This window comes from Streptomyces angustmyceticus (assembly GCF_019933235.1).
Taxonomy (GTDB): Bacteria; Actinomycetota; Actinomycetes; order Streptomycetales; family Streptomycetaceae; genus Streptomyces; species Streptomyces angustmyceticus.
Map to the genome: position 1 here is coordinate 5,523,324 of NZ_CP082945.1, position 18,570 is coordinate 5,541,893.

Consider the following 18,570-nt stretch of genomic DNA (forward strand, 5'->3'; position numbering starts at 1 on the left):
CGGTGTCCGTCACTTGCTGCCGAGCGCCTTCTGGAGCGCGGCGAGGTTGGCGCGCTGCACCCCGAAGTAGTCGGTTCCGCGGGACTTGCCGTTGATCCCTTCGAGCGGGTCGAGGACGTCGGTCTTCAGGTGCAGGTCGCCGGCGAGGGTCTTCGCGGTGGCCGGGTTGGCGATCGTCTCGAAGAAGACGGTGGAGACGTGGTGCCGGGCGGCGAGGGTGTGCAGGTCCCTGATGCGGTGGGCGCTGGGCTCGGACTCGGGGTCGAGGCCGCTGATGGCCTCCTCGGTCAGGCCGTAGCGCTCGGCGAGGTAGCCGAAGGCCGCGTGGGTGGTGAGGAAGGTGTCCGAGGACCGCTTCTTCAGCCCGTCCCGGAACTCCTTGTCCAGCCCGTCCAGCCGCTTCACCAGGGCGTCGGTGTTCTTCTGGAAGTCGGCCCTGTGGTGCGGGTCGGCCTTGGCGAGGGTCTTGTTGACGCCCCGGGCGACCTCGGCGTACTTCACGGGGTCCAGCCAGATGTGCGGGTCGTCGCCGCCCTCGGCCTCGGAGTGCGAGTGGTTGTCGCCGGTGGTGTGGTGGTGGCCGTCGACCTCGGTGCCGTGCTTTTCGAGGGAGGTGAGCGCGGCGGCGTCGGCGACGTGCTTGTTGCCGGACTGCGCCACGGCGTCGTCCACGGCGGGCTGCAGGCCCTTGAGGTAGACGATCGCGCCGGAGTCGCCGAGCTGGCCGGTCTGCTTCGGGGTGAGCTCCAGGTCGTGCGGCTCGACGCCCGGCTTGGTGAGGTCGGTCACCTCGACGTGCTTCCCGCCGATCTGCCGGGCGAGGAACTCCATGGGGTAGAAGGACGCCGTCACGCGCAGCCTGCCGTCCTCGGTGCGTGCCCCGCCGGCGGGGGAGCAGGCGGAGAGGGCCAGCAGGCCGAGTGCCGAGACCCCGGCGAGGGCCGCGGTGGATATGCGACGACGTATGTTCATGACACTCATTTTCAACAATGTTGGAAACGATTGTCAACAACAGTCGGGGCGGTGTGAGCGGGACGACAACGGGGCCGGAACCGATTTGATCCAGAGGGTACGGCCGCCGGTACCCTGAACTATTCGCCCACCCGTCTCCCGACCACCACCCCCCAGCGAGGCGCTAGGGCGCTGCCCATCCATCGTTCGTCGTCGTAATGAAGAGAGCACCGTGGCCGCCGACAAGATCGATACCATCGTCAGCCTGAGCAAGCGCCGTGGCTTCGTCTACCCCTGCAGTGAGATCTACGGCGGCTCCCGCGCTGCCTGGGACTACGGTCCGCTGGGCGTCGAGCTCAAGGAGAACATCAAGCGCCAGTGGTGGCGCGCCATGGTCACCTCGCGCGAAGACGTGGTCGGTATCGACTCGTCGGTGATCCTGGCCCCCGAGGTGTGGCAGGCGTCCGGCCACGTCGCCACCTTCACCGACCCGCTCACCGAGTGCACCTCCTGCCACAAGCGCTTCCGCGCCGACCACCTGGAAGAGGCGTACGAGGCCAAGCACGGCCGGCTCCCCGAGAACGGCATGGCGGACATCAACTGCCCGCACTGCGGCAACAAGGGCGGCTTCACCGAGCCCAAGCAGTTCTCCGGCCTGCTCTCCACCCACCTCGGCCCGTCCCAGGACACCGCCTCGGTCGCCTACCTGCGCCCCGAGACCGCCCAGGGCATCTTCACCAACTTCGCCCAGGTGCAGCAGACTTCCCGCAAGAAGCCCCCGTTCGGCATCGCGCAGATGGGCAAGTCCTTCCGCAACGAGATCACGCCCGGCAACTTCATCTTCCGGACCCGCGAGTTCGAGCAGATGGAGATGGAGTTCTTCGTCAAGCCGGGCGAGGACGAGCAGTGGCAGGAGTACTGGATGGCCGAGCGGTGGAACTGGTACCGCGACCTCGGCATCCGCGAGGAGAACATCCGCTGGTACGAGCACCCGGCCGAGAAGCTCTCGCACTACTCCAAGCGCACCGCCGACATCGAGTACCGCTTCAACTTCGGCGGCACCGAGTTCTCCGAGCTGGAGGGCGTGGCCAACCGCACCGACTACGACCTGTCCGCGCACGCCAAGGCGTCCGGCCAGGACCTGTCGTACTTCGACCAGGAGGCCGGCGAGCGCTGGACTCCGTACGTCATCGAGCCGGCGGCCGGTGTGAACCGCGCGATGCTCGCCTTCATGCTCGACGCGTACATCGAGGACGAGGCGCCCAACGCCAAGGGCAAGATGGAGAAGCGCACCGTCATGCAGCTCGACCCGCGCCTGGCGCCGGTCAAGGTCGCGGTGCTGCCGCTCTCCCGTAACCCGCAGCTGTCGCCGAAGGCGAAGGGTCTGGCCACGGACCTGCGCAAGAACTGGAACATCGAGTTCGACGACGCGGGCGCCATCGGCCGCCGCTACCGCCGCCAGGACGAGATCGGCACGCCGTTCTGCGTCACCGTCGACTTCGACACCCTCGACGACAACGCGGTGACCGTCCGCGAGCGCGACACCATGAAGCAGGAGCGGGTCAGCCTGGACCAGATCCAGGCGTACCTGGGCGCGCGACTGCTGGGCTGCTAGTCCGCCGAGGGGGGCGGGTCCGTCCTTGGTGGGGCGGCGCCCGTTCCTTGGGTGGGGGTGCTGGTCCGGTGGTGGGGCGGTTCCCCCGCGTGTGGTCCTGAGCGCCGGCCGGGTTCGGATTCTTTCCGGGCCCGGTCGGCGCTTTTGGTGTGTGGGGGTGGGGCTGGTCGTCGGTGGTGTGCTGGTGGTGCTGTGTGCGGGGCGGCGGGGTGGGGAGGGCGCGCGTTCTCCGGGCCCCGCGCTGCGGGAGTTCTCCCCGGCACCCCCGCGCTGCGGCAATGCTCCCCAGCGCCCCCACGCAGTGGGAATGCCGCTCCGTGCCTCCGCGTTGTGGCCCCGAAGGGGGGCCTCGCGTCCCCTACGGGAAGTGTTCGGCCGTCCCCTAGGCCCTGTCGCGGGCCGCTCGCGCCGGCCGCGACGCCAGGTACGCGCACAGGGCCGCCAGCGGGAGTTCCGCGCCGATGGCCATGGCCAGGGCGGTGATCCGCTCCACGCCGGGCGCGGCGGTCGCGAGGTCGAGGCAGGCGTCGGCGACGAGGAGGACGGCCGCGGCGAGGGCAGGGGCGCGGTGGCGGGGGTCGGCGCGCAGCAGGCGGGTGCCGGCCGTGAGCAGGGCGGCCGCCTCCAGGGCGTCGAGGGCGACCCAGGCGGCGGCCTCGGCGGGCGGGAGCGTACCGGCGAGGTAGCCGAGCCAGGGGAGGAGGGCGAGCCCGGCGCCGGTCAGGATCCGGCCCGGCAGGCGCCGCGACCTGCCGGGCCGGGCGGTGTCGCGGGCATCCCGGACGGCGGAGTAACTCCCGCTTTCGAAGGGGGAGTTGAAGGCGATGAGGGTCATGGGTCGGGTCTCTTCCGGAGTCGTGAACCCGGCCGTCGGGCTCGTCGTCAACACTCCGGATTCCGCGGGCCACCGTCAGTAACGCGGCTGTCCGACATGAGGTGGCACCAGCTACACCCCCGTCACGGATATTGCTGTCATGGTCACAGCGGGAAGGGCCCCATACGGTGACACCATGACCGTCCCGCCCCGGCTGCGCCGGGCTCTCGTACGCCTGCGCCGTGACATCGCCTTCACGGCCGCCGGGCTGACGCTCCATCTCCTCCCGCTGCTGCTGCACTTCTGGGTGGTGATGCTGGCGCTCGGCACCGCGTTCGACCCGGACCCCGACACCCCGGTGGTGCTGGCGTGCACGCTTCCCCTGGAGATCGTCGCGGGCTGGGGGCTGACCGAGCCGCAGCGCTGGCGGTTCCGGGCACTGTGCGGCGTGGAGCTGCCGCGGCTGCGGTTCAGGGAGGCCAAGCGGCAGTTCGCCTACCACCTGCTGATCGGTCCGCTGCTCGGGCTGCTGGAACTCCTGCTGCTGGCACTGCTGGTGGCGGGCCTGGCGGCCTCGCTGGTCCTGGTGTGGATCTGGCTGGTGCCGGCCCCGTGGCGGATCGCGCACGTCGGCTACACCACCACGGCCTCCTACGTCACCGTGCTCGGCCTGGCGGCGCTCGCCACGGTGCCGGCGCTGGCCGGCGGACTCGTCCGGCTGGAGATCCTGGTCGGACGCGCCGTACTGGGCGTCAGCCGCTCCGACGAACTGGCACGCCGGGTCGAGGACCTCACCGAGAGCCGGGCCGGCGCGGTGGACGCCGCCGATGCCGAGCGCCGGCGCATCGAGCGCGACCTGCACGACGGCGCGCAGCAGCGGCTGGTGTCCCTGGCGTTGAACCTCGGGCTGGCCAGGGCGACCCTGACGGACCTGCCGCCGGAGGCCCGGCAGGTCATCGATGCCGCACACCGCGAGGCGAAGGACGCCATCGAGGAGCTGAACAATCTGGTGCGCGGGCTCCATCCGGCCGTCCTCGACGAACTGGGCCTGGACGCCGCGCTGTCGGGGCTCGCCGCCCGCGCCCCGCTGCCCGTACGGCTGCGGGTGGATCTGCCGCCCGACCTGCCGCGGCGCACGGCCCCGGCCGTCGAGGCGGTCGCCTACTTCGTCGTCTCCGAGGCGCTGACGAACGTCGCCAAGCACGCACGGGAGGCGACCCGGGCGGAGGTGACGGTCACCCGGCTCGGCGAGATACTGCGGGTGGTGATCGCCGACGACGGTCCGGGCGGCGCCGATCCGTCCGGGGGCAGCGGCCTGAAGGGCCTGGCCCAGCGCGTGCGGTCCGTGGACGGAACCTTCCGGATGAGCAGCCCCGTGGGGGGCCCGACCATGATGAGCGTGGAGCTGCCGTGCCCGATGTGAGACGTGCCGTGATCGCCGAGGACTCCGTTCTGCTGCGGGTCGGGCTGGTCAAGGTGGTGGAGATGGCCGGCTTCGAGGTGGTGGCCGAGGCGGGGGACGCGCAGGAGCTGCTGGCGGTGGTCGAGGAACACCGGCCCGACCTCGCGGTGGTGGACGTCCGGATGCCGCCCGGTTTCACCGACGAGGGCGTGCGCGCCGCACTCTCCATACGCCGGGGGCACCCCGCCACCAAGGTGCTGATCCTCTCCCAGTACGTCGAGGAGCGCTACGCGGCCGATCTGCTCGCGACGAACACCAGCGGCGTCGGCTACCTGCTCAAACAACGGGTCGCGGACGTCGAGGAGTTCATCGAGGCGCTCCGCCGGGTGGCGGCCGGCGGCACCGCCCTGGACCCGCAGGTCGTCGCCCAGTTGCTGGTGCGGCGCGCCAGCGATCCGGTGGAGCGCCTGACGGCCCGCGAACGCGAGGTGCTCGCCCTGATGGCGGAGGGGCGCTCCAACGCGGGCATCGCCGCGCAGCTCGTGGTGAGCGAGAGCGCGGTCGCCAAGCACATCAACAACATCCTCGCCAAGCTGGACCTGCCGAAGGCGGACGCGGATCACCGCCGGGTGCTGGCGGTGCTGCATTTCCTCGGGGTGGGCGGCTAGGGGGCCGGGGGCTGAAGTCGCGGGGACGTCGGCCGAGTGCGCCGGGGTGCAGGAGCCGGAAAAGGCGTTGCCCCGGCCCGGGTTGATCCCTAAGGTCGGCCGGGTGACTGCCGGGTCGGCCTTGGGCCACGCACGAGTGGGGTTCCCGGCCTCGGCGTGAGCGCGAGGCGGGCCAGAGCCCCGCCCTTCTTCCGCGTCTTCTGCGCAGCGCCCGTATGCGGCGCCCCTCCCAGCGGATACCGAGACCCGGAGACACCACCCCACATGTCGCACGAACCACAGCACCCGAAGGCGGCCGGACCGCCGACGACCGCCGTCCAGCTGAACCACACCGCCGTCTACGCCAGGGACCGGCGGCTGTCGGCCGACTTCCTCGCCGCGATACTGGGATTGGCGGTCGGCGCGCCGTTCGGCCCGTTCCTCCCCGTCGACCTCGGCAACGGCGTGACGCTCGACTACTACGAGCGGCGTGACGAGCCCGTCCAGCCGCAGCACTATGCGTTCCTCGTGCCCGACGAGCAGTTCGACGGCATGATCGCCCGCCTGGAAGCGGTGGGGGTCACCTACTACGCCGACCCCCACCACACCGAACCCGGCCGGATCAACCGCCTGTTCGGCGGTCGCGGCGCGTACTTCGACGACCCGGACGGCCACAACATGGAGATCATGACCCGGCCCTACGTCCGGCCCTAGCCGGGGCCCCACGCCGCCGCCTCCAGGGAAAATGCGTTGCCCGGAGGCGGCGGCGCGGGAGGCTGCCGGCATGACTGACCAAGGGCCGAGCGGTTCACAGGGGGTGGCCGCCCTCTTCTCCCGGGGCCGGCTGACGGCGATCCCGCGGAAGGCGGCCCGCCGCGAGCAGTTGCTCGTCCATCTCACGGAGACGCTGTTCGAGCGGGACCGGGAGTACAGCGAACGCGAGGTCAACGAGGCGTTGTTGACGGTGCACGAGGACTGCTCGGCGCTGCGCCGCTACCTCGTCGTGGCGGGCCTGCTGACCCGGCCCAAGGACGGCAGCAGCTACCGGAGAGCCGGGTAGCCGTGCGGGCTCTGCAGACCGCCACGCTGCTCGTCGCGACGCTCGGCGCGGGCCTGATGGCCGGCCTGTTCACCGCCTTCGCCTACGCGGTGATGCCCGGCCTCGGCCGTACCGCCGACCGCACCTTCGTGCAGGCCATGCAGAACATCAACCGGGCCATCGTCAACGGCTGGTTCCTGCTCGCCTTCCTGCTGCCTGTTCCCCTGCTCGTCCTCGCCACCGTCCTGGCCTGGAACGGGCACGGCCGGGTCGCCCTGCCCTGGATCCTGGCCGCCCTGGTGCTGTACCTCGCGGGCTTCCTCGTCACCGGTGGCGTCAACGTCCCGCTCAACAACGCGCTCGACAACGCTCCGGCGGACGGGGAACCGGCCGCCTCCGGTGGGCCCGGCGGCCCGGCCGACCGGTCCGGCCCGCTCGCAGCCGCACGCGACGGTTTCGAGGGCCGGTGGGTGACCTGGAACCTCGTCCGCGCGCTCGCCCACACCGCCGCCTTCGGCGCGCTGGCCTGGGCCCTCTTCCTGCACGGCACGGCCGGTCCGGGGGGCGCGGCCTGAGGAGCCGCCCGCGCCGGGGCCGGGCCGCTCGGGTCAGGCCGCTCGTGGTCAGGCCGCGCGGAGTCAGGTCGCGCTGGGTCAGGCCGCCCGGGGGATGTACGCCAGGCCGTGGGCGCCGGGCTCGCCACGCTTGGCGATGTCCAGCCGGGTCAGGACCTGCAGCGTCTCCAGGTCGACGATGTCGACGGTGGACGAGACGACGCAGGCCACATACGCGAGCCGGCCGTCGGGAGACGAGGTGATGGTCAGCGGGAAGAGCCCCACCTCCAGCGTGCCCAGTTGCTTGCGGGTGTCCGCGGAGAACACCGTGAGGCGTCCGGGCGCATGGCGGCCGGGCCCGGACGCCGGGTCCGCGGTCATGCACATCTCGCCCGCGAGCAGCTTTCCCGATGACGTCAGGTGCACCGGCATGACGATGTTGTCCGTGAACAGGGTGTCGGTGACGGACGCCGTTCGGGCGTCGACGACCCTGATCCCGGTGGCCGGCCGTTCCCCGTCGGGGGCGGAGACGGTGCCGGCGTAGGGCGAGGCGACGAAGGCGCGCGTACCGTCGGCGGAGACCGCGAGCCCCTCACTGCCCGGCACCTCGGCCTTCCCGGTGAGGACGCCCCGTTCGAGGTCGACGACCGACACGAACGGCGCCTCCTTGTTGGTGGCGAAACCCGTCTTTCCCGCCGGGTCGATGGCGAACCAGTGCGGGCCGGGCGCGTCCGTGTCGATCCGGCCCAGGGGCCGCCGGGTCTCCGTATCGATCACCACGACCCCGCCGGGCCGGTCCGCCGAGCCCTCCACGCTGACGTAGAGGCGGCGGCGTGCCGCGTCCAGCGCCAGTCCGTGCGGCCCGTGTTCCGGGGCGAGGTCGACGACCTCGACGATGCGCCGGGTGTCGGGGTCGATGACGGTCAGTTCGGTGCGCCGGCCGCTGTTCGCGTGGTAGTAGCCCGAGTGGTACGCCGAGGCGCACCACAGCAGGCGCTGTGTCGGGTCGAAGCACAACTCGTGCGGCTCGGCGAGGACTTCCACCGTGCCGACGTGCTGGTCGGAGGCGGCGTCGAAGAACGAGACGGTCGGGCCGCTCTGGCTGACCACGGCCAGCACATCGCCTTCTCGGCCGGTGCGGGGGGACTGCTGCACAGGAGGCTCCTTCAGTGGGGCGGTGGATGTCGCGCGGTGTCCTGCGTGCGGTGCGTGCGGCGTGTGGTGCGTGGCGCCGGGCGCGATGCGCGTCGCGCAGGGCGCGAGTGTCTTTCGCGGACCCCCTCACTCTCGGCGGGAAGCGATTGCGCGGCAATGCAAAGATTGGCATCGAATAGTTGACTCAGGTGGAAAAATGCAGATCAGGAGCGCTGACCGACGATGGATCTCAACCTGTTGCGTGTCCTGGACGCCCTGCTGCAGGAGAACAGCGTGACCCGCGCGGCGGAGCGGCTCGGCACGTCGCCCGCGGCGGTCAGCCGCACCCTGGCCCGGCTCCGCCGCGCCGTCGGCGACCCGCTGCTGGTCCGAGCGGGCCAGGGCATGGTCCCGACCCCGCGCGCCCTGGAACTCCGCGAGGAGGTGGGCGTGTTGCTGCGCGGCTGCGACAACGTCCTGCGGCCCGGGGCGGGTTTCGATGCCGCGCATCTGCAGCGCACCTTCACCGTGCAGGCCGCCGACCTGCTCCTGGTGGGGCTGGCCGGGACCTTGACCGAACAGATCCACCGGGAGGCCCCGCAGGTGGACGTGGTCTTCCTGCCGGAGGCTCTGGAGGGCGGCCCGGCGCTGCGGCAGGGCTGGGTGGACATCGAACTGGGCGTCCTGGGAGACCTGGACCCGGAGATCCGGACCCGGCCGCTCACCCGGATGACGATGGTCGGCGTCGCCCGCAGCGACCACCCCCTCTTCGACGGGCGGATCGACGCCCGCCGTTTCGCCGCCGCCGACCACATCGGCGTCTCCCGCCTCGGCAAACGCCTCGGCCCCATCGACAGCGCCCTCGCGGAACGCGGGCTGCGGCGCCGCGTCGCGGTCGTCGTCCCCAGCCATACGAGCGCGATGCTGCTCGCCCGGAACACCGACCTCGTGGCGCTCACCCTCGCCGACTGGCTCCCCGACACCCTCTCCGCACTCGGCCTGCGGGCCTTCCCCGTCCCTCTCGACCTGGCCCCCCTCGACCTCGGGATGGCCTGGCACCCCCGCAACTCGGCCGATCCGGGGCACCGTTGGTTCCGTGACCGCCTGGCGGCCGCGGTCCTGGACCCGTCGGGGACGGGGAGAACGACGGACGACGGCTCCGGGGAGGGCGACGGCTCCCCGAAGGGCACCTCGTCGTAGGGGCGAGGGCGTGCGGCTGGGTGTTTCAGCCGCGCAGGCCCCGTAGCACCAGGTCGCGGACGGCCTCGAAGTCGGCGGTGATCTCGGGGCGGGACCACTCGGGGGCGTAGCAGGGGTCGTGGAAGCGGCCGGTGGCGTCGAAGACGGCGCGGGCGGTGGTGGCGGGGGAGGGGGTGCGGAACGCGCCCTGGTCCACGCCGGCTTCGATGATGGTCGTGAGCTGGGCTTCGAGATCGGTGACGTGCCGGTCGACCACGCCGCCGCTCTCCCCGATCAACGTCATATAGGTGGCGAAGAGTTCGGGGTCGTCGCCGGCCTTGTGCCGCTTGGCCTCGAAGAGGGCGGTCAGCCAGCGGTCCAGCCGCTCCGGAGCCGGCCCTTCCGCCGAGACGATGACCGAGAGCTCCTCGCTCGTACGGTTCAGCCAGCGCTCCGTGACCGCCTCCCGCAGCGCCGCCTTGGTACGGAAGTGGCGGTAGACGCTGCCATGACTGACGCCCAGGGCGCGCGCCACGTCCACGACCGTGGCCTTGGCCGGGCCGTAGCGGCGCAGCACCTCCTCGGTGGCTTCGAGGATGCGCTCTGGGGTCAACGTCTCGGGCGGCATGGGGCGGGGCGGCCTTTCGGGAGAGCGGGGCGGGCGGGGCCGGCGAGCGGTGCCGACCGGCACCCGGGAGGTGCCGGGTGCCCGGGCGGACGGGCCCACGCACACCGGAACCGTGCGCCGGGGGCATGTACGGCTGCGTGCACCGGCCTACGGACGGTACCTGGCCGTGCCCCGTACCCGCTCCGGTGGTCACGCTTCCCCCGCGGTCAGCGTTCGCTGTCCAGGTGGGCCATCTGGTCGGAGGGGTAACGGTCGCCGGCGGCGGCATCGGCCGGGACGGCGCCTTCGATGGCGGCCAGATCGTCGGCGTCGAGGACGACGTCCAGGGCGCCGAGGGCCTCGGTCAGCCGGTCGCGGCGGCGGGCGCCGACCAGCGGGACGATGTCCTCGCCGCGGGAGAGCACCCAGGCGATGGCGGTCTGCGCGACCGAGACGCCCTTCTGCTCGGCGATCTTGCGCAGCGCGTCCACCAGGTCGAGGTTGCGGTCGAGGTTCTCGCCCTGGAAGCGCGGGCTCATGCCGCGGAAGTCGTTGGCGGCGAGCTTGCGGTCGCGGTTGAAGTGGCCGCTGATCAGGCCGCGGGACAGGACGCCGTAGGCGGTGACGCCGATGCCCAGCTCGCGGGCGGTCGGCAGGATCGCCTCCTCGATGCCGCGGGAGATGAGGGAGTACTCGATCTGGAGGTCGGAGATGGGGGCGACGGCGGCGGCCCGGCGCAGGGTCTCCGCGCCGACCTCGGAGAGGCCGATGTGCCGGACGTGCCCGGCCTCGACGAGTTCGGCGATGGCGCCGACGGTCTCCTCGATCGGGACGTCGGGATCGACGCGGGCGATGCGGTAGATGTCGATGTGGTCGGCGCCGAGGCGCTGGAGGGAGTAGGCGGCGAAGTTCTTCACCGCATGCGGCCGGCCGTCATAGCCGGTGAAGCCTCCTTCGACGGTGCGCAGGGCACCGAACTTGACGCTGAGCTGAGCCCTTTCGCGGGCCGCCGCGGGGGCGGTGCGCAGGGCCTCGTTGATCAGCAGTTCGTTGTGGCCCATGCCGTAGAAGTCGCCGGTGTCGAGCAGGGTGATGCCCGCGTCGAGGGCGGCGTGGACGGTGGCGAGGGATTCGCCGCGGTCGGTGTCGCCGTAGAGGGCGGACATGCCCATGCAGCCGAGGCCGAGGGCGGAGGTCTGCGGGCCGCTGGTGCCCAGGGTGCGGGTCTGCACTGCGTGCTCCTGAAGAACGGGTGAGAGGTGAAGGGTGTACGGCTGCCGTGCCTCCACTGTGACATGACGACTGACAGATTTCAATATCTGTCAGCCGTCACGTCATTCCCCGCTCCCGGTGCCCGCCCCCGCCCGGTCCGCCCCGTGTCGGTCGGCCGCGATCGGCCCAGGTCGGCGGGAGGCCGGCGCGGACCGGAGCGGTCCGGCGGAGGCCGGTGCGGGCAGGTGCGCGGGCGGAGGCGGCTCAGCGCAGGCGTCGCGGCAGGCGCAGCGCCAGCAGCGTCGTGCCCGCGACGATCACCAGTTGCGTCAGCAGGGCGGCGAGCATCGCGTCGCGGATGCCGAGGGTCGGCAGCAGCGCGAGGAAGAGGGTGCCGAGGGTGGCCACGCCCAGGGCGAGGCCGGACTGCTGAGTGGTGACCATGACGCCGCCGCCCACGCCCGCCTGGGCGACCGGCAGTTCGCTCAGCACGATGCGCATCAGCACCGGCAGCACCATTCCCTGCCCGAGGCCCAGGATCGCCATGCTCGACGCGAGCCCGGCCACCGATATCCCGGGCCAGCCCGTGTGCACGGTCAGTGCCAGGGCGATCAGGCCGGTGCCCTGGATCAGCGAACCGGCGACCACCACCCGCCGCCCGAACCGCAGCACCAGCCGCGGACCCGCGAGCGAGGCGAAGAAGAACGTGACGCACAGCGGCGCCAGGGACAGTCCGGCCGCGAACGGGCCGTAGTGCAGGCCGTTCTGGAGCGCGACGGCGACCACGAACATAAAGCCGCCGAAGCCCAGCGTGAACGGGATGATCATGGTGAGTCCGCTGTTCACGGAGGGGATGCGCAGCAGCGAGGGCGGGACGAGCGGGGTGCGGCCCGCGCGTTCGGCCCGGTGCTCGACGAGGAAGAACGCGGCGGCGGCGAACGGGAAGACGGCCAGCAGGGCCCACGACCACACCGGCCAGCCCGCCGCCCGGCCCTCGGTCAGCGGCAGCAGCAGGGAGATCAGCGTCGCGGCGAGCAGCGCGGTGCCGGCGCCGTCCACCCGGCTCGGGTGCGGGGAGCGGGTCTCGGGGACCGTACGGGCGGCCAGCAGCCAGGCCGCGGCGGAGATCGGCACGTTCACCAGGAAGACCGCGCGCCAGCCGGTGCCCGCCAGGTCGACGGAGACCAGCAGGCCGCCGAGGACCTGCCCGACGGCGCTGGCGACACCGGCCGTGCCGCCGTACAGGCTGACCGCCTTGGCGCGCCGCTTGCCGGTGGTCGTGGCCTGGATGGTGGCCAGCACCTGCGGCAGCAGCAGCGCTGCCGCGGCGCCCTGGGCGACCCGGGCGGCCACCAGCGTCCCGGCGTCCGGTGCGAGACCGCAGGCCAGCGAGGTGATGCCGAAGGCGGCCAGGCCCCACAGGAACAGCCGCCGGCGGCCGATCATGTCGCCGAGCCGGCCGCCGAGCACCAGCAGCATGGCGTAGGCGACGCCGTAGCCGGCCACCACCATCTCCAGCATCGCGGGCCCCGCGTGCAGGTCGTGGTCGATGGTCGGCAGGGCGACGTTGACGATAAAGAAGTCGATCATCGGGAGGGCCGCGCCCAGCAGCACGGTCAGCAGGCCGAGCGGGGTCAGCACGGTCGTGGCCGGCTCGCGTCGCGGGGCGGTGGGGCCGGTCGCCGCCGCCTCCGACGTGGCGGCGCCCGGGAGGGGCGCCTGGGCTTCAAGGGTCGCGGCCGCGGCTTCCGCGGTGGTCGTCTGTGCTCGGGTATCGCTCACGGACTCGACGATCGTCGACCGCCCAAGCTGGTACCAGAGTGTTCTTATCCTGGTACCGGCGCTACCTGGCAACCGGGTCCGGCCTGCGGCACGCTGGAGGCATGACCGCCGACACGACCCCGACGCAGACTGCCACAGGCCCCGGTGGCGCCGCCCCGCGACGCGGCACCGCCCCGGGCGCCGACGCCGTCCGCCGGGCCGAACTCGCCGCCTTCCTGCGCAGCCGGCGGGAGCGGATCACGCCGGAGCAGGTCGGGCTGCCCCGGGGCAGCCGCCGTCGCACCCCCGGGCTGCGCCGGGAGGAGGTCGCGCACCTGGGCGCCGTCGGGGTCACCTGGTACACCTGGCTCGAACAGGCCCGGGACATCCACGTGTCGCCGCAGGTCCTGGACGCCGTCGCGCGTGCGCTGCTGCTCGACCGCGCCGAGCGCAGCCATCTGTTCGCGCTGGCCGGGGAGGCCGACCCGACGCCGGGCAGGGAGTGCGGGGGCGTCACGCGCGAACTGCGGCAGATGATGTGCCAGTTGGAGCCGTTCCCCGCCGTCCTCCAGAACAGCCGCTTCGACATCCTCGCCTACAACGCCACCTACGGCCGCCTGATGTGCGACCTCGACGCGCTGCCCGAGGAGGACCGCAACTGCATGTGGCTGGCGTTCACCCACCCCGAGTGGCGGGCGAGCACGGTCGACCTGGACGCCACGATGCGGGTGATGGCGGCCAAGTTCCGGGCGTCGATGGCCGAGCACGTCGCGGAACCGGCCTGGAAGGCGCTGGTCGCGCGGCTGACGGAGGCGTCGCCGGAGTTCCGGGAGATCTGGGCGCAGCACGAGGTGATCCGCCCGATGAGCGCCGTGAAACTCTTCCGGCACCCCCGGGTGGGCGTGCTGCAGCTGTCCTCCACGAGCCTGTGGACGGGCCCCAACCCCGGCCCCAAGCTGATCTCCTACACGCCCGTGGACGAGCAGACCCGCGAACGGCTGGAGCGCCTGGCCGCGGAGGCGGCGGGGCTCGTCACGGCGTGAGGGCCGGGCCGGTGACCGGGTCCCGGCCGGCCTCCGCCGTCACCGGGGTTCGCGGAACGTGAGGCCGAGGTGGCGCTGGAGCCCCGCGCGCTGCTCGGCCGTGGCCAGGACCACGATGTCGTCGTTGCCGCCGAAGGGGTTCTCCCTGCTGTTGTCGACGCAGCGGAAGGACCGGGGATCGTCGTCGGGGCTGAGCGCCTCGACGGCGGCCCGGGCCGCGTCCATGTCGAGGTAGTCGTTCGACTCCTGCTCGATGAGGAACGAGAGTTCCTCGCCGTTGCGCGTGAAGTACAGCGTTCCGCGGCCGGCCTCCGCGTCGTCCGTGTCCTCCCTGTCGAAGCGGAAGGCGCCGACGGTGACCTTCCCTCCGGTGAGGGCCGCGGCTTCTTCCAGGAGCCAGGGGTAGTGCGAGTCGGCGGAGTCGACGTCGTCGGCGTGGATGCTGACGGCCACGCCGAAGGCTTCGAGGGCACTGGCGATGTGCTGCCGCAGGGGCAGCGCGCCGTGTGCGCGGTCGCCGAAGCTGGCCACGACGTCGCGCGCGGTCTCCCGGGTGATCATGCCGAGGCCGGTGAGGACCTCGGCCACCCGTAGGTACGTGATGGTGGGAGGTGTCGCCATGGGGTGATCCTCCCAGCCGGAGATCATTCCCGGGCGGTCTTCGATCAAGCTGCCGCACGAAGCGGCCGGTCTCCGCCCGCGCGGCCCGGTCCGCCCCTACGGCCTACGACCGCGCGTCCGCCGCCCGCTGCCCCCGGGGCTCGTCGTCGAACAGCGTCGCCGTGCGGGCGGCCGTCGCCTTCGCCCAGCGGCCGGTCGTCAGGGCGCCGAGCAGCAGAACGGCCGCGCCGCAGCCGGCGATGATCCACCACGCCGGGCGGGCGGCCGCGACGAAGGCGCCCGCGCCGGCGGCGGCGTGTGCCCCGCCCGCCAGCACGGCGCCGATCACCGCGACGCCCAATGACTGCCCGACCTGCCGGCTGGTGGAGGCCACGGCGGCGGCCACCCCGGCCTGGGCGCGGGGCATCCCGGACACCGCGGTGTTGGTGATCGGCGCGTTGACCAGGCCGAACCCGATGCCGAAGAGGACATACCCGGTGAACAGCAGCGGGTTCGTGGCCTGGGCGTCGAACGCCGCGAAGAGCAGCCCGCTCGCCCCCATCGCCGTCCCCGCCAGAAGCAGCGGCAGCCGGGGGCCCCGGTTGCCGACCAGCCGCCCCGAAACCGGCGCGAAGACCAGCGTCATCCCGGCCATGGGCAGCATGTAGAGACCGGCGGCCAGAGCGGACAGGCCACGGATGTTCTGCAGGTACAGCGTGTTGATGAAGAGGAAGCCGGCGAGCGCGGCGAAGGCGCACACCGCCACGACGGTGGCCCCGCTGAACGGTGCGCTGTGGAAGAACCGCAGGTCGATGAGGGGTTCCGGGCGGCGTCGCTCGTAGGCGACCAGCGCGGCCAGGGACACCAGCGCGACCAGCACGAACGCCAGGATCTCGGGGGACGTCCAGCCGGCGCCCGGGGCCTCGATGATCGCGTACGTCAGCGAGCCGAGCAGCGCGATCACCAGCAGCTGGCCGACCGGGTCGACGCGGCGCGGGCGCGGCGCCCGGGACTCCGGGACGTAGCGCAGGGTCAGGAAGAACGCGAGCGCGCCGATCGGGACGTTGATCCAGAAGATCGACCGCCAGCCGACGCTCTGCACCAGCAGCCCGCCGATCACCGGCCCGGCCGCCATGCTGATGCCGACGACCCCGCCCCACACCCCGATCGCCCGCGCCCGCTCGCGCGGTTCGGTGAAGGTGTTGGTGATGATCGACATGGCGACGGGGTTGAGCATCGAGCCGCCGACGGCCTGCACCATCCGGAAGACCACCAGCCACTCCAGGCCGGGAGCCAGGCTGCACAGCAGCGAGCCGACGGCGAAGACCACCAGGCCGACCAGGAAGATCCGCCGCCGGCCGAGCCGGTCGGCGGTGGAGCCGGCCAGCATCAGCAGCGACGCCAGGACCAGGGTGTAGGCGTCGATCGTCCACTGCATGCCGGAGACCGAGGCGTGCAGCTCGTGCTGGATGGACGGCAGGGCGACGTTGAGGATGGTGTTGTCGAGGCTGACGATCAGCAGGCTCATGCAGCAGATCGCCAGCACCAGGAGACGCCGTCGACGGCTGAGCTCAGGCATGGTTGAACGCTACAACGATCCCGTGCCGGTGGCCCTGGCGGGGCCGCTCGCGCGGTGCGGGACAATGGGAGACCGCAGCGGCCGGCCGCCCGTGAGCGCCGCGCCCGCCCGGTCGAAGGAAGCCGAAGAAAGCCGAAGGTATCGCCGTCATGACTCTGCTGCAGATCGGTCCGCACGCGGTGCAGCCGCCCGTGGTCCTCGCGCCCATGGCCGGGATCACCAATGCCCCGTTCCGGACGCTGTGCCGGGAGTTCAGCGGCGGCAAGGGCCTGTTCGTCAGCGAGATGATCACGACGCGGGCGCTGGTCGAGCGCAACGAGAAGACCATGCAGCTGATCCACTTCGACGCGACCGAGAAGCCGCGCTCGATCCAGCTCTACGGCGTCGACCCGGACACCGTCGGCAAGGCCGCCCGCATGATCGCGGAAGAGGACCTCGCTGACCACATCGACCTGAACTTCGGCTGCCCGGTCCCGAAGGTGACCCGCAAGGGCGGCGGCTCGGCGCTGCCGTACAAGCGGAACCTGCTGCGCGCGATCCTGCGCGAGGCGGTGGCGAACGCCGGGTCGCTGCCGGTGACGATGAAGATGCGCAAGGGCATCGACGACGACCACATCACCTACCTGGACGCCGGACGGACCGCCGCCGAGGAGGGCATCACCGCGATCGCCCTGCACGGCCGGACCGCGGCCCAGCACTACGGCGGCACCGCCGACTGGGACGCCATCGCCCGCCTCAAGGAGCACGTCCCGGAGATCCCGGTGCTCGGCAACGGCGACATCTGGTCGGCCGACGACGCCAAGCGGATGATGCGCGAGACCGGCTGCGACGGGGTGGTCGTGGGGCGCGGCTGCCTGGGGCGGCCGTGGCTGTTCGGCGACCTGGTCGCCGCCTTCGAGGGCACGGGAACCGGCGGTGACGGCTCCCAGGGGTACGCACAGCCCACGCTCAAGGAGGTCGCCGCGGTGATGCTGCGGCACGCCACCCTGCTCGGCGAGTGGATCGGCGACGAGAAGCGCGGAGTGATCGACTTCCGCAAGCACGTCGCCTGGTACACCAAGGGCTTCTCCATCGGCTCCGAGATGCGCCGCAGCCTCGCGGTGACCTCCTCGCTCGACGAGCTGGACGCGCTGCTGTCGGAGCTGGACCTCGACCAGCCGTGGCCGACGGGCGCGGACGGCCCCCGCGGCCGCACCTCAGGACGCAACCGCGTCGTCCTGCCGGACGGCTGGCTCGACGACCCCTACGACTGCGCGGGCGTGGACGCGGACGCGGAGCTGGACACGTCGGGCGGCTGAGGCCGCGGCGGATTCCGAGACGGCAGCGCAGGGGGGGCACGGGCGAGCCGCCCGGGCTCCCCGTGGGTGCGGCGGGCGGGCGGTCCGTCGGCGTGTCGCGGTGACGAGCGCGGGCGAAGGGGCCGGCGCTCGTTACCGTTTGAGTCCGTACGGGGTTGCGCGCGTACCGGACCGCCCGCGAGACGCGGGAGCGCCGCCGCGGCAGCCCGCGGACACCCGCACGGCCCGTGGCCCTCTCCGGCACGTGGCGGGCGGGATCGCGGACGACGCTGAGGAGACGCCGTGGTGAGCGGCCACCGTTCCATCGACGACACCGAGAAGGCCGTCCGGGCCAAGCTCGGCGACACCCCGGTCCGCCACGAGCAGATGGCCGCGGTCGCGAACATCTACCGCGCCGCGGCCGCCGTACGCCAGCACTTCGAGAACTCCGTGCTGCGCGGCGCCGAGCTGACCTGGACCTCCTTCGTGGTGCTCTGGGTGGTGTGGATCGGGGGTGAGACGGAGACCCGCCGGGTCGCCGAGGAGGCCGGCATCTCCAAGGGCACGCTCACCGGCGTCGCCCGCACCCTCCAGGCCCGCGGCCTGATGGAGCGCAGGGTCCACCCGGCCGACGGGCGGCTCGCCCTGCTCGCGCTCACCCCCGAGGGCGAGCGGCTGATGAGCCGGGTCTTCCCGGAGTTCAACGCCGAAGAGGTCTTCGTCACCCAGGGCCTCAGCGACGACGAGGCGCTGGACCTCGCGGACCTGCTGGGCCGGATCGTGGCGCAGGTCGAGACCCGCGGCGCGGACCGCCGCCTGGAACTGCTGGACGGCCACGACCCCCGCCCGCGCCGCAGCGGCCGCCGCGCCAGGACACCGCAGCCGACGGGGTCGGAGGGGCGGGACGTCACGGACGCCGCCTCGCCGTGAGGGCTGCGGGACGGGCCGGAGCGGGGCCACGCGCTCGACGGGCGGTCGTCGGCCGTGTCGGCCTTGTCGGCCGAGCGGTATACGAACGTCGGAGGGCGACGTGGCCTTCCCGGCCCCCGGGAACTATGGCCTGATCCTGACACGGAGGTGCGACGCCGCCCGGAGCCGTGGGTGGCCGGATTGTGGGTGGATCTTCCGGCTGTGCGGGAGAGGGTGCGCGTTCCGG

Annotated in this window: 18 protein-coding genes; 10 read left to right on the forward strand and 8 right to left on the reverse strand. The window is 72.5% G+C overall.

The genetic code is table 11. From position 1 onward, the window contains the following. Window positions 1-9 precede the first annotated feature (9 nt). On the reverse strand, window positions 10-972 hold the full coding sequence (locus K7396_RS24645; RefSeq protein WP_086720786.1) for a metal ABC transporter substrate-binding protein: 963 nt from the start codon (window positions 970-972) through the stop codon (window positions 10-12). Window positions 973-1,183: 211 nt separating this feature from the next. On the opposite strand from K7396_RS24645, the gene K7396_RS24650 reads away from it, so the two are divergent. Then, window positions 1,184-2,566, forward strand: a complete 1,383-nt coding sequence (locus tag K7396_RS24650; protein WP_086720785.1) for a glycine--tRNA ligase — start codon at window positions 1,184-1,186, stop codon at window positions 2,564-2,566. A 382-nt stretch (window positions 2,567-2,948) separates the two neighbouring features. On the opposite strand, the gene K7396_RS24655 is transcribed toward K7396_RS24650, so the two are convergent. Next, window positions 2,949-3,401, reverse strand: coding sequence for a hypothetical protein (locus K7396_RS24655; RefSeq protein ID WP_086720784.1), 453 nt, complete (start codon window positions 3,399-3,401; stop codon window positions 2,949-2,951). 175 nt (window positions 3,402-3,576) lie between these two features. On the opposite strand from K7396_RS24655, the gene K7396_RS24660 reads away from it, so the two are divergent. From K7396_RS24660 to K7396_RS24680, 5 genes are all read left to right on the forward strand, one after another. Continuing rightward, a complete protein-coding gene (locus K7396_RS24660; protein ID WP_086720783.1) occupies window positions 3,577-4,803 on the forward strand; it encodes a sensor histidine kinase in 1,227 nt (408 codons plus the stop codon). Between the two features lie 8 nt (window positions 4,804-4,811). Then, window positions 4,812-5,450 carry a response regulator gene (locus K7396_RS24665; RefSeq protein WP_086720782.1) on the forward strand — a complete coding sequence of 213 codons (639 nt, stop codon included), beginning with the start codon at window positions 4,812-4,814 and terminating at the stop codon, window positions 5,448-5,450. Window positions 5,451-5,714: 264 nt separating this feature from the next. Continuing rightward, window positions 5,715-6,143 carry a VOC family protein gene (locus K7396_RS24670; RefSeq protein ID WP_086720781.1) on the forward strand — a complete coding sequence of 143 codons (429 nt, stop codon included), beginning with the start codon at window positions 5,715-5,717 and terminating at the stop codon, window positions 6,141-6,143. 70 nt (window positions 6,144-6,213) lie between these two features. Continuing rightward, window positions 6,214-6,489 carry a DUF2087 domain-containing protein gene (locus K7396_RS24675; protein WP_086720793.1) on the forward strand — a complete coding sequence of 92 codons (276 nt, stop codon included), beginning with the start codon at window positions 6,214-6,216 and terminating at the stop codon, window positions 6,487-6,489. Between the two features lie 2 nt (window positions 6,490-6,491). Continuing rightward, complete coding sequence (locus tag K7396_RS24680) at window positions 6,492-7,043, forward strand: anthrone oxygenase family protein (RefSeq protein ID WP_086720780.1); 552 nt, start codon at window positions 6,492-6,494, stop codon at window positions 7,041-7,043. Window positions 7,044-7,121: 78 nt separating this feature from the next. On the opposite strand, the gene K7396_RS24685 is transcribed toward K7396_RS24680, so the two are convergent. Beyond that, the gene (locus K7396_RS24685) at window positions 7,122-8,177 is read right to left on the reverse strand and encodes a YncE family protein (RefSeq protein WP_086720779.1); all 1,056 of its coding nucleotides are present in this window, start codon (window positions 8,175-8,177) and stop codon (window positions 7,122-7,124) included. A gap of 222 nt (window positions 8,178-8,399) precedes the next feature. Between K7396_RS24685 and K7396_RS24690 the strand changes: the two genes are divergently transcribed. Continuing rightward, window positions 8,400-9,356 carry a LysR family transcriptional regulator gene (locus K7396_RS24690; RefSeq protein WP_086720778.1) on the forward strand — a complete coding sequence of 319 codons (957 nt, stop codon included), beginning with the start codon at window positions 8,400-8,402 and terminating at the stop codon, window positions 9,354-9,356. A gap of 25 nt (window positions 9,357-9,381) precedes the next feature. On the opposite strand, the gene K7396_RS24695 is transcribed toward K7396_RS24690, so the two are convergent. From K7396_RS24695 to K7396_RS24705, 3 genes are all read right to left on the reverse strand, one after another. After that, on the reverse strand, window positions 9,382-9,963 hold the full coding sequence (locus K7396_RS24695) for a TetR family transcriptional regulator (protein WP_086720777.1): 582 nt from the start codon (window positions 9,961-9,963) through the stop codon (window positions 9,382-9,384). Window positions 9,964-10,169: 206 nt separating this feature from the next. Next, window positions 10,170-11,174 carry an aldo/keto reductase gene (locus K7396_RS24700; RefSeq protein WP_152104413.1) on the reverse strand — a complete coding sequence of 335 codons (1,005 nt, stop codon included), beginning with the start codon at window positions 11,172-11,174 and terminating at the stop codon, window positions 10,170-10,172. 244 nt (window positions 11,175-11,418) lie between these two features. Further along, on the reverse strand, window positions 11,419-12,936 hold the full coding sequence (locus K7396_RS24705) for an MFS transporter (protein WP_223660190.1): 1,518 nt from the start codon (window positions 12,934-12,936) through the stop codon (window positions 11,419-11,421). A gap of 101 nt (window positions 12,937-13,037) precedes the next feature. Here K7396_RS24705 and K7396_RS24710 point away from each other — a divergent pair, with 101 nt between their 5' ends. Beyond that, on the forward strand, window positions 13,038-13,958 hold the full coding sequence (locus tag K7396_RS24710) for a helix-turn-helix transcriptional regulator (RefSeq protein WP_086715883.1): 921 nt from the start codon (window positions 13,038-13,040) through the stop codon (window positions 13,956-13,958). A gap of 39 nt (window positions 13,959-13,997) precedes the next feature. On the opposite strand, the gene K7396_RS24715 is transcribed toward K7396_RS24710, so the two are convergent. After that, window positions 13,998-14,579, reverse strand: a complete 582-nt coding sequence (locus K7396_RS24715; protein ID WP_143589035.1) for a hypothetical protein — start codon at window positions 14,577-14,579, stop codon at window positions 13,998-14,000. A 103-nt stretch (window positions 14,580-14,682) separates the two neighbouring features. Beyond that, window positions 14,683-16,137 (reverse strand): MFS transporter, encoded by a 1,455-nt coding sequence (locus tag K7396_RS24720; RefSeq protein ID WP_086715880.1) that lies wholly within the window; start codon window positions 16,135-16,137, stop codon window positions 14,683-14,685. Window positions 16,138-16,286: 149 nt separating this feature from the next. Between K7396_RS24720 and dusB the strand changes: the two genes are divergently transcribed. Both dusB and K7396_RS24730 read left to right on the forward strand, forming a co-directional pair. Further along, the gene (gene dusB / locus K7396_RS24725; RefSeq protein ID WP_086715878.1) at window positions 16,287-17,435 is read left to right on the forward strand and encodes a tRNA dihydrouridine synthase DusB; all 1,149 of its coding nucleotides are present in this window, start codon (window positions 16,287-16,289) and stop codon (window positions 17,433-17,435) included. A gap of 285 nt (window positions 17,436-17,720) precedes the next feature. Next, on the forward strand, window positions 17,721-18,344 hold the full coding sequence (locus K7396_RS24730) for a MarR family winged helix-turn-helix transcriptional regulator (protein ID WP_167392702.1): 624 nt from the start codon (window positions 17,721-17,723) through the stop codon (window positions 18,342-18,344). The last annotated feature ends 226 nt before the right edge of the window (window positions 18,345-18,570 follow it).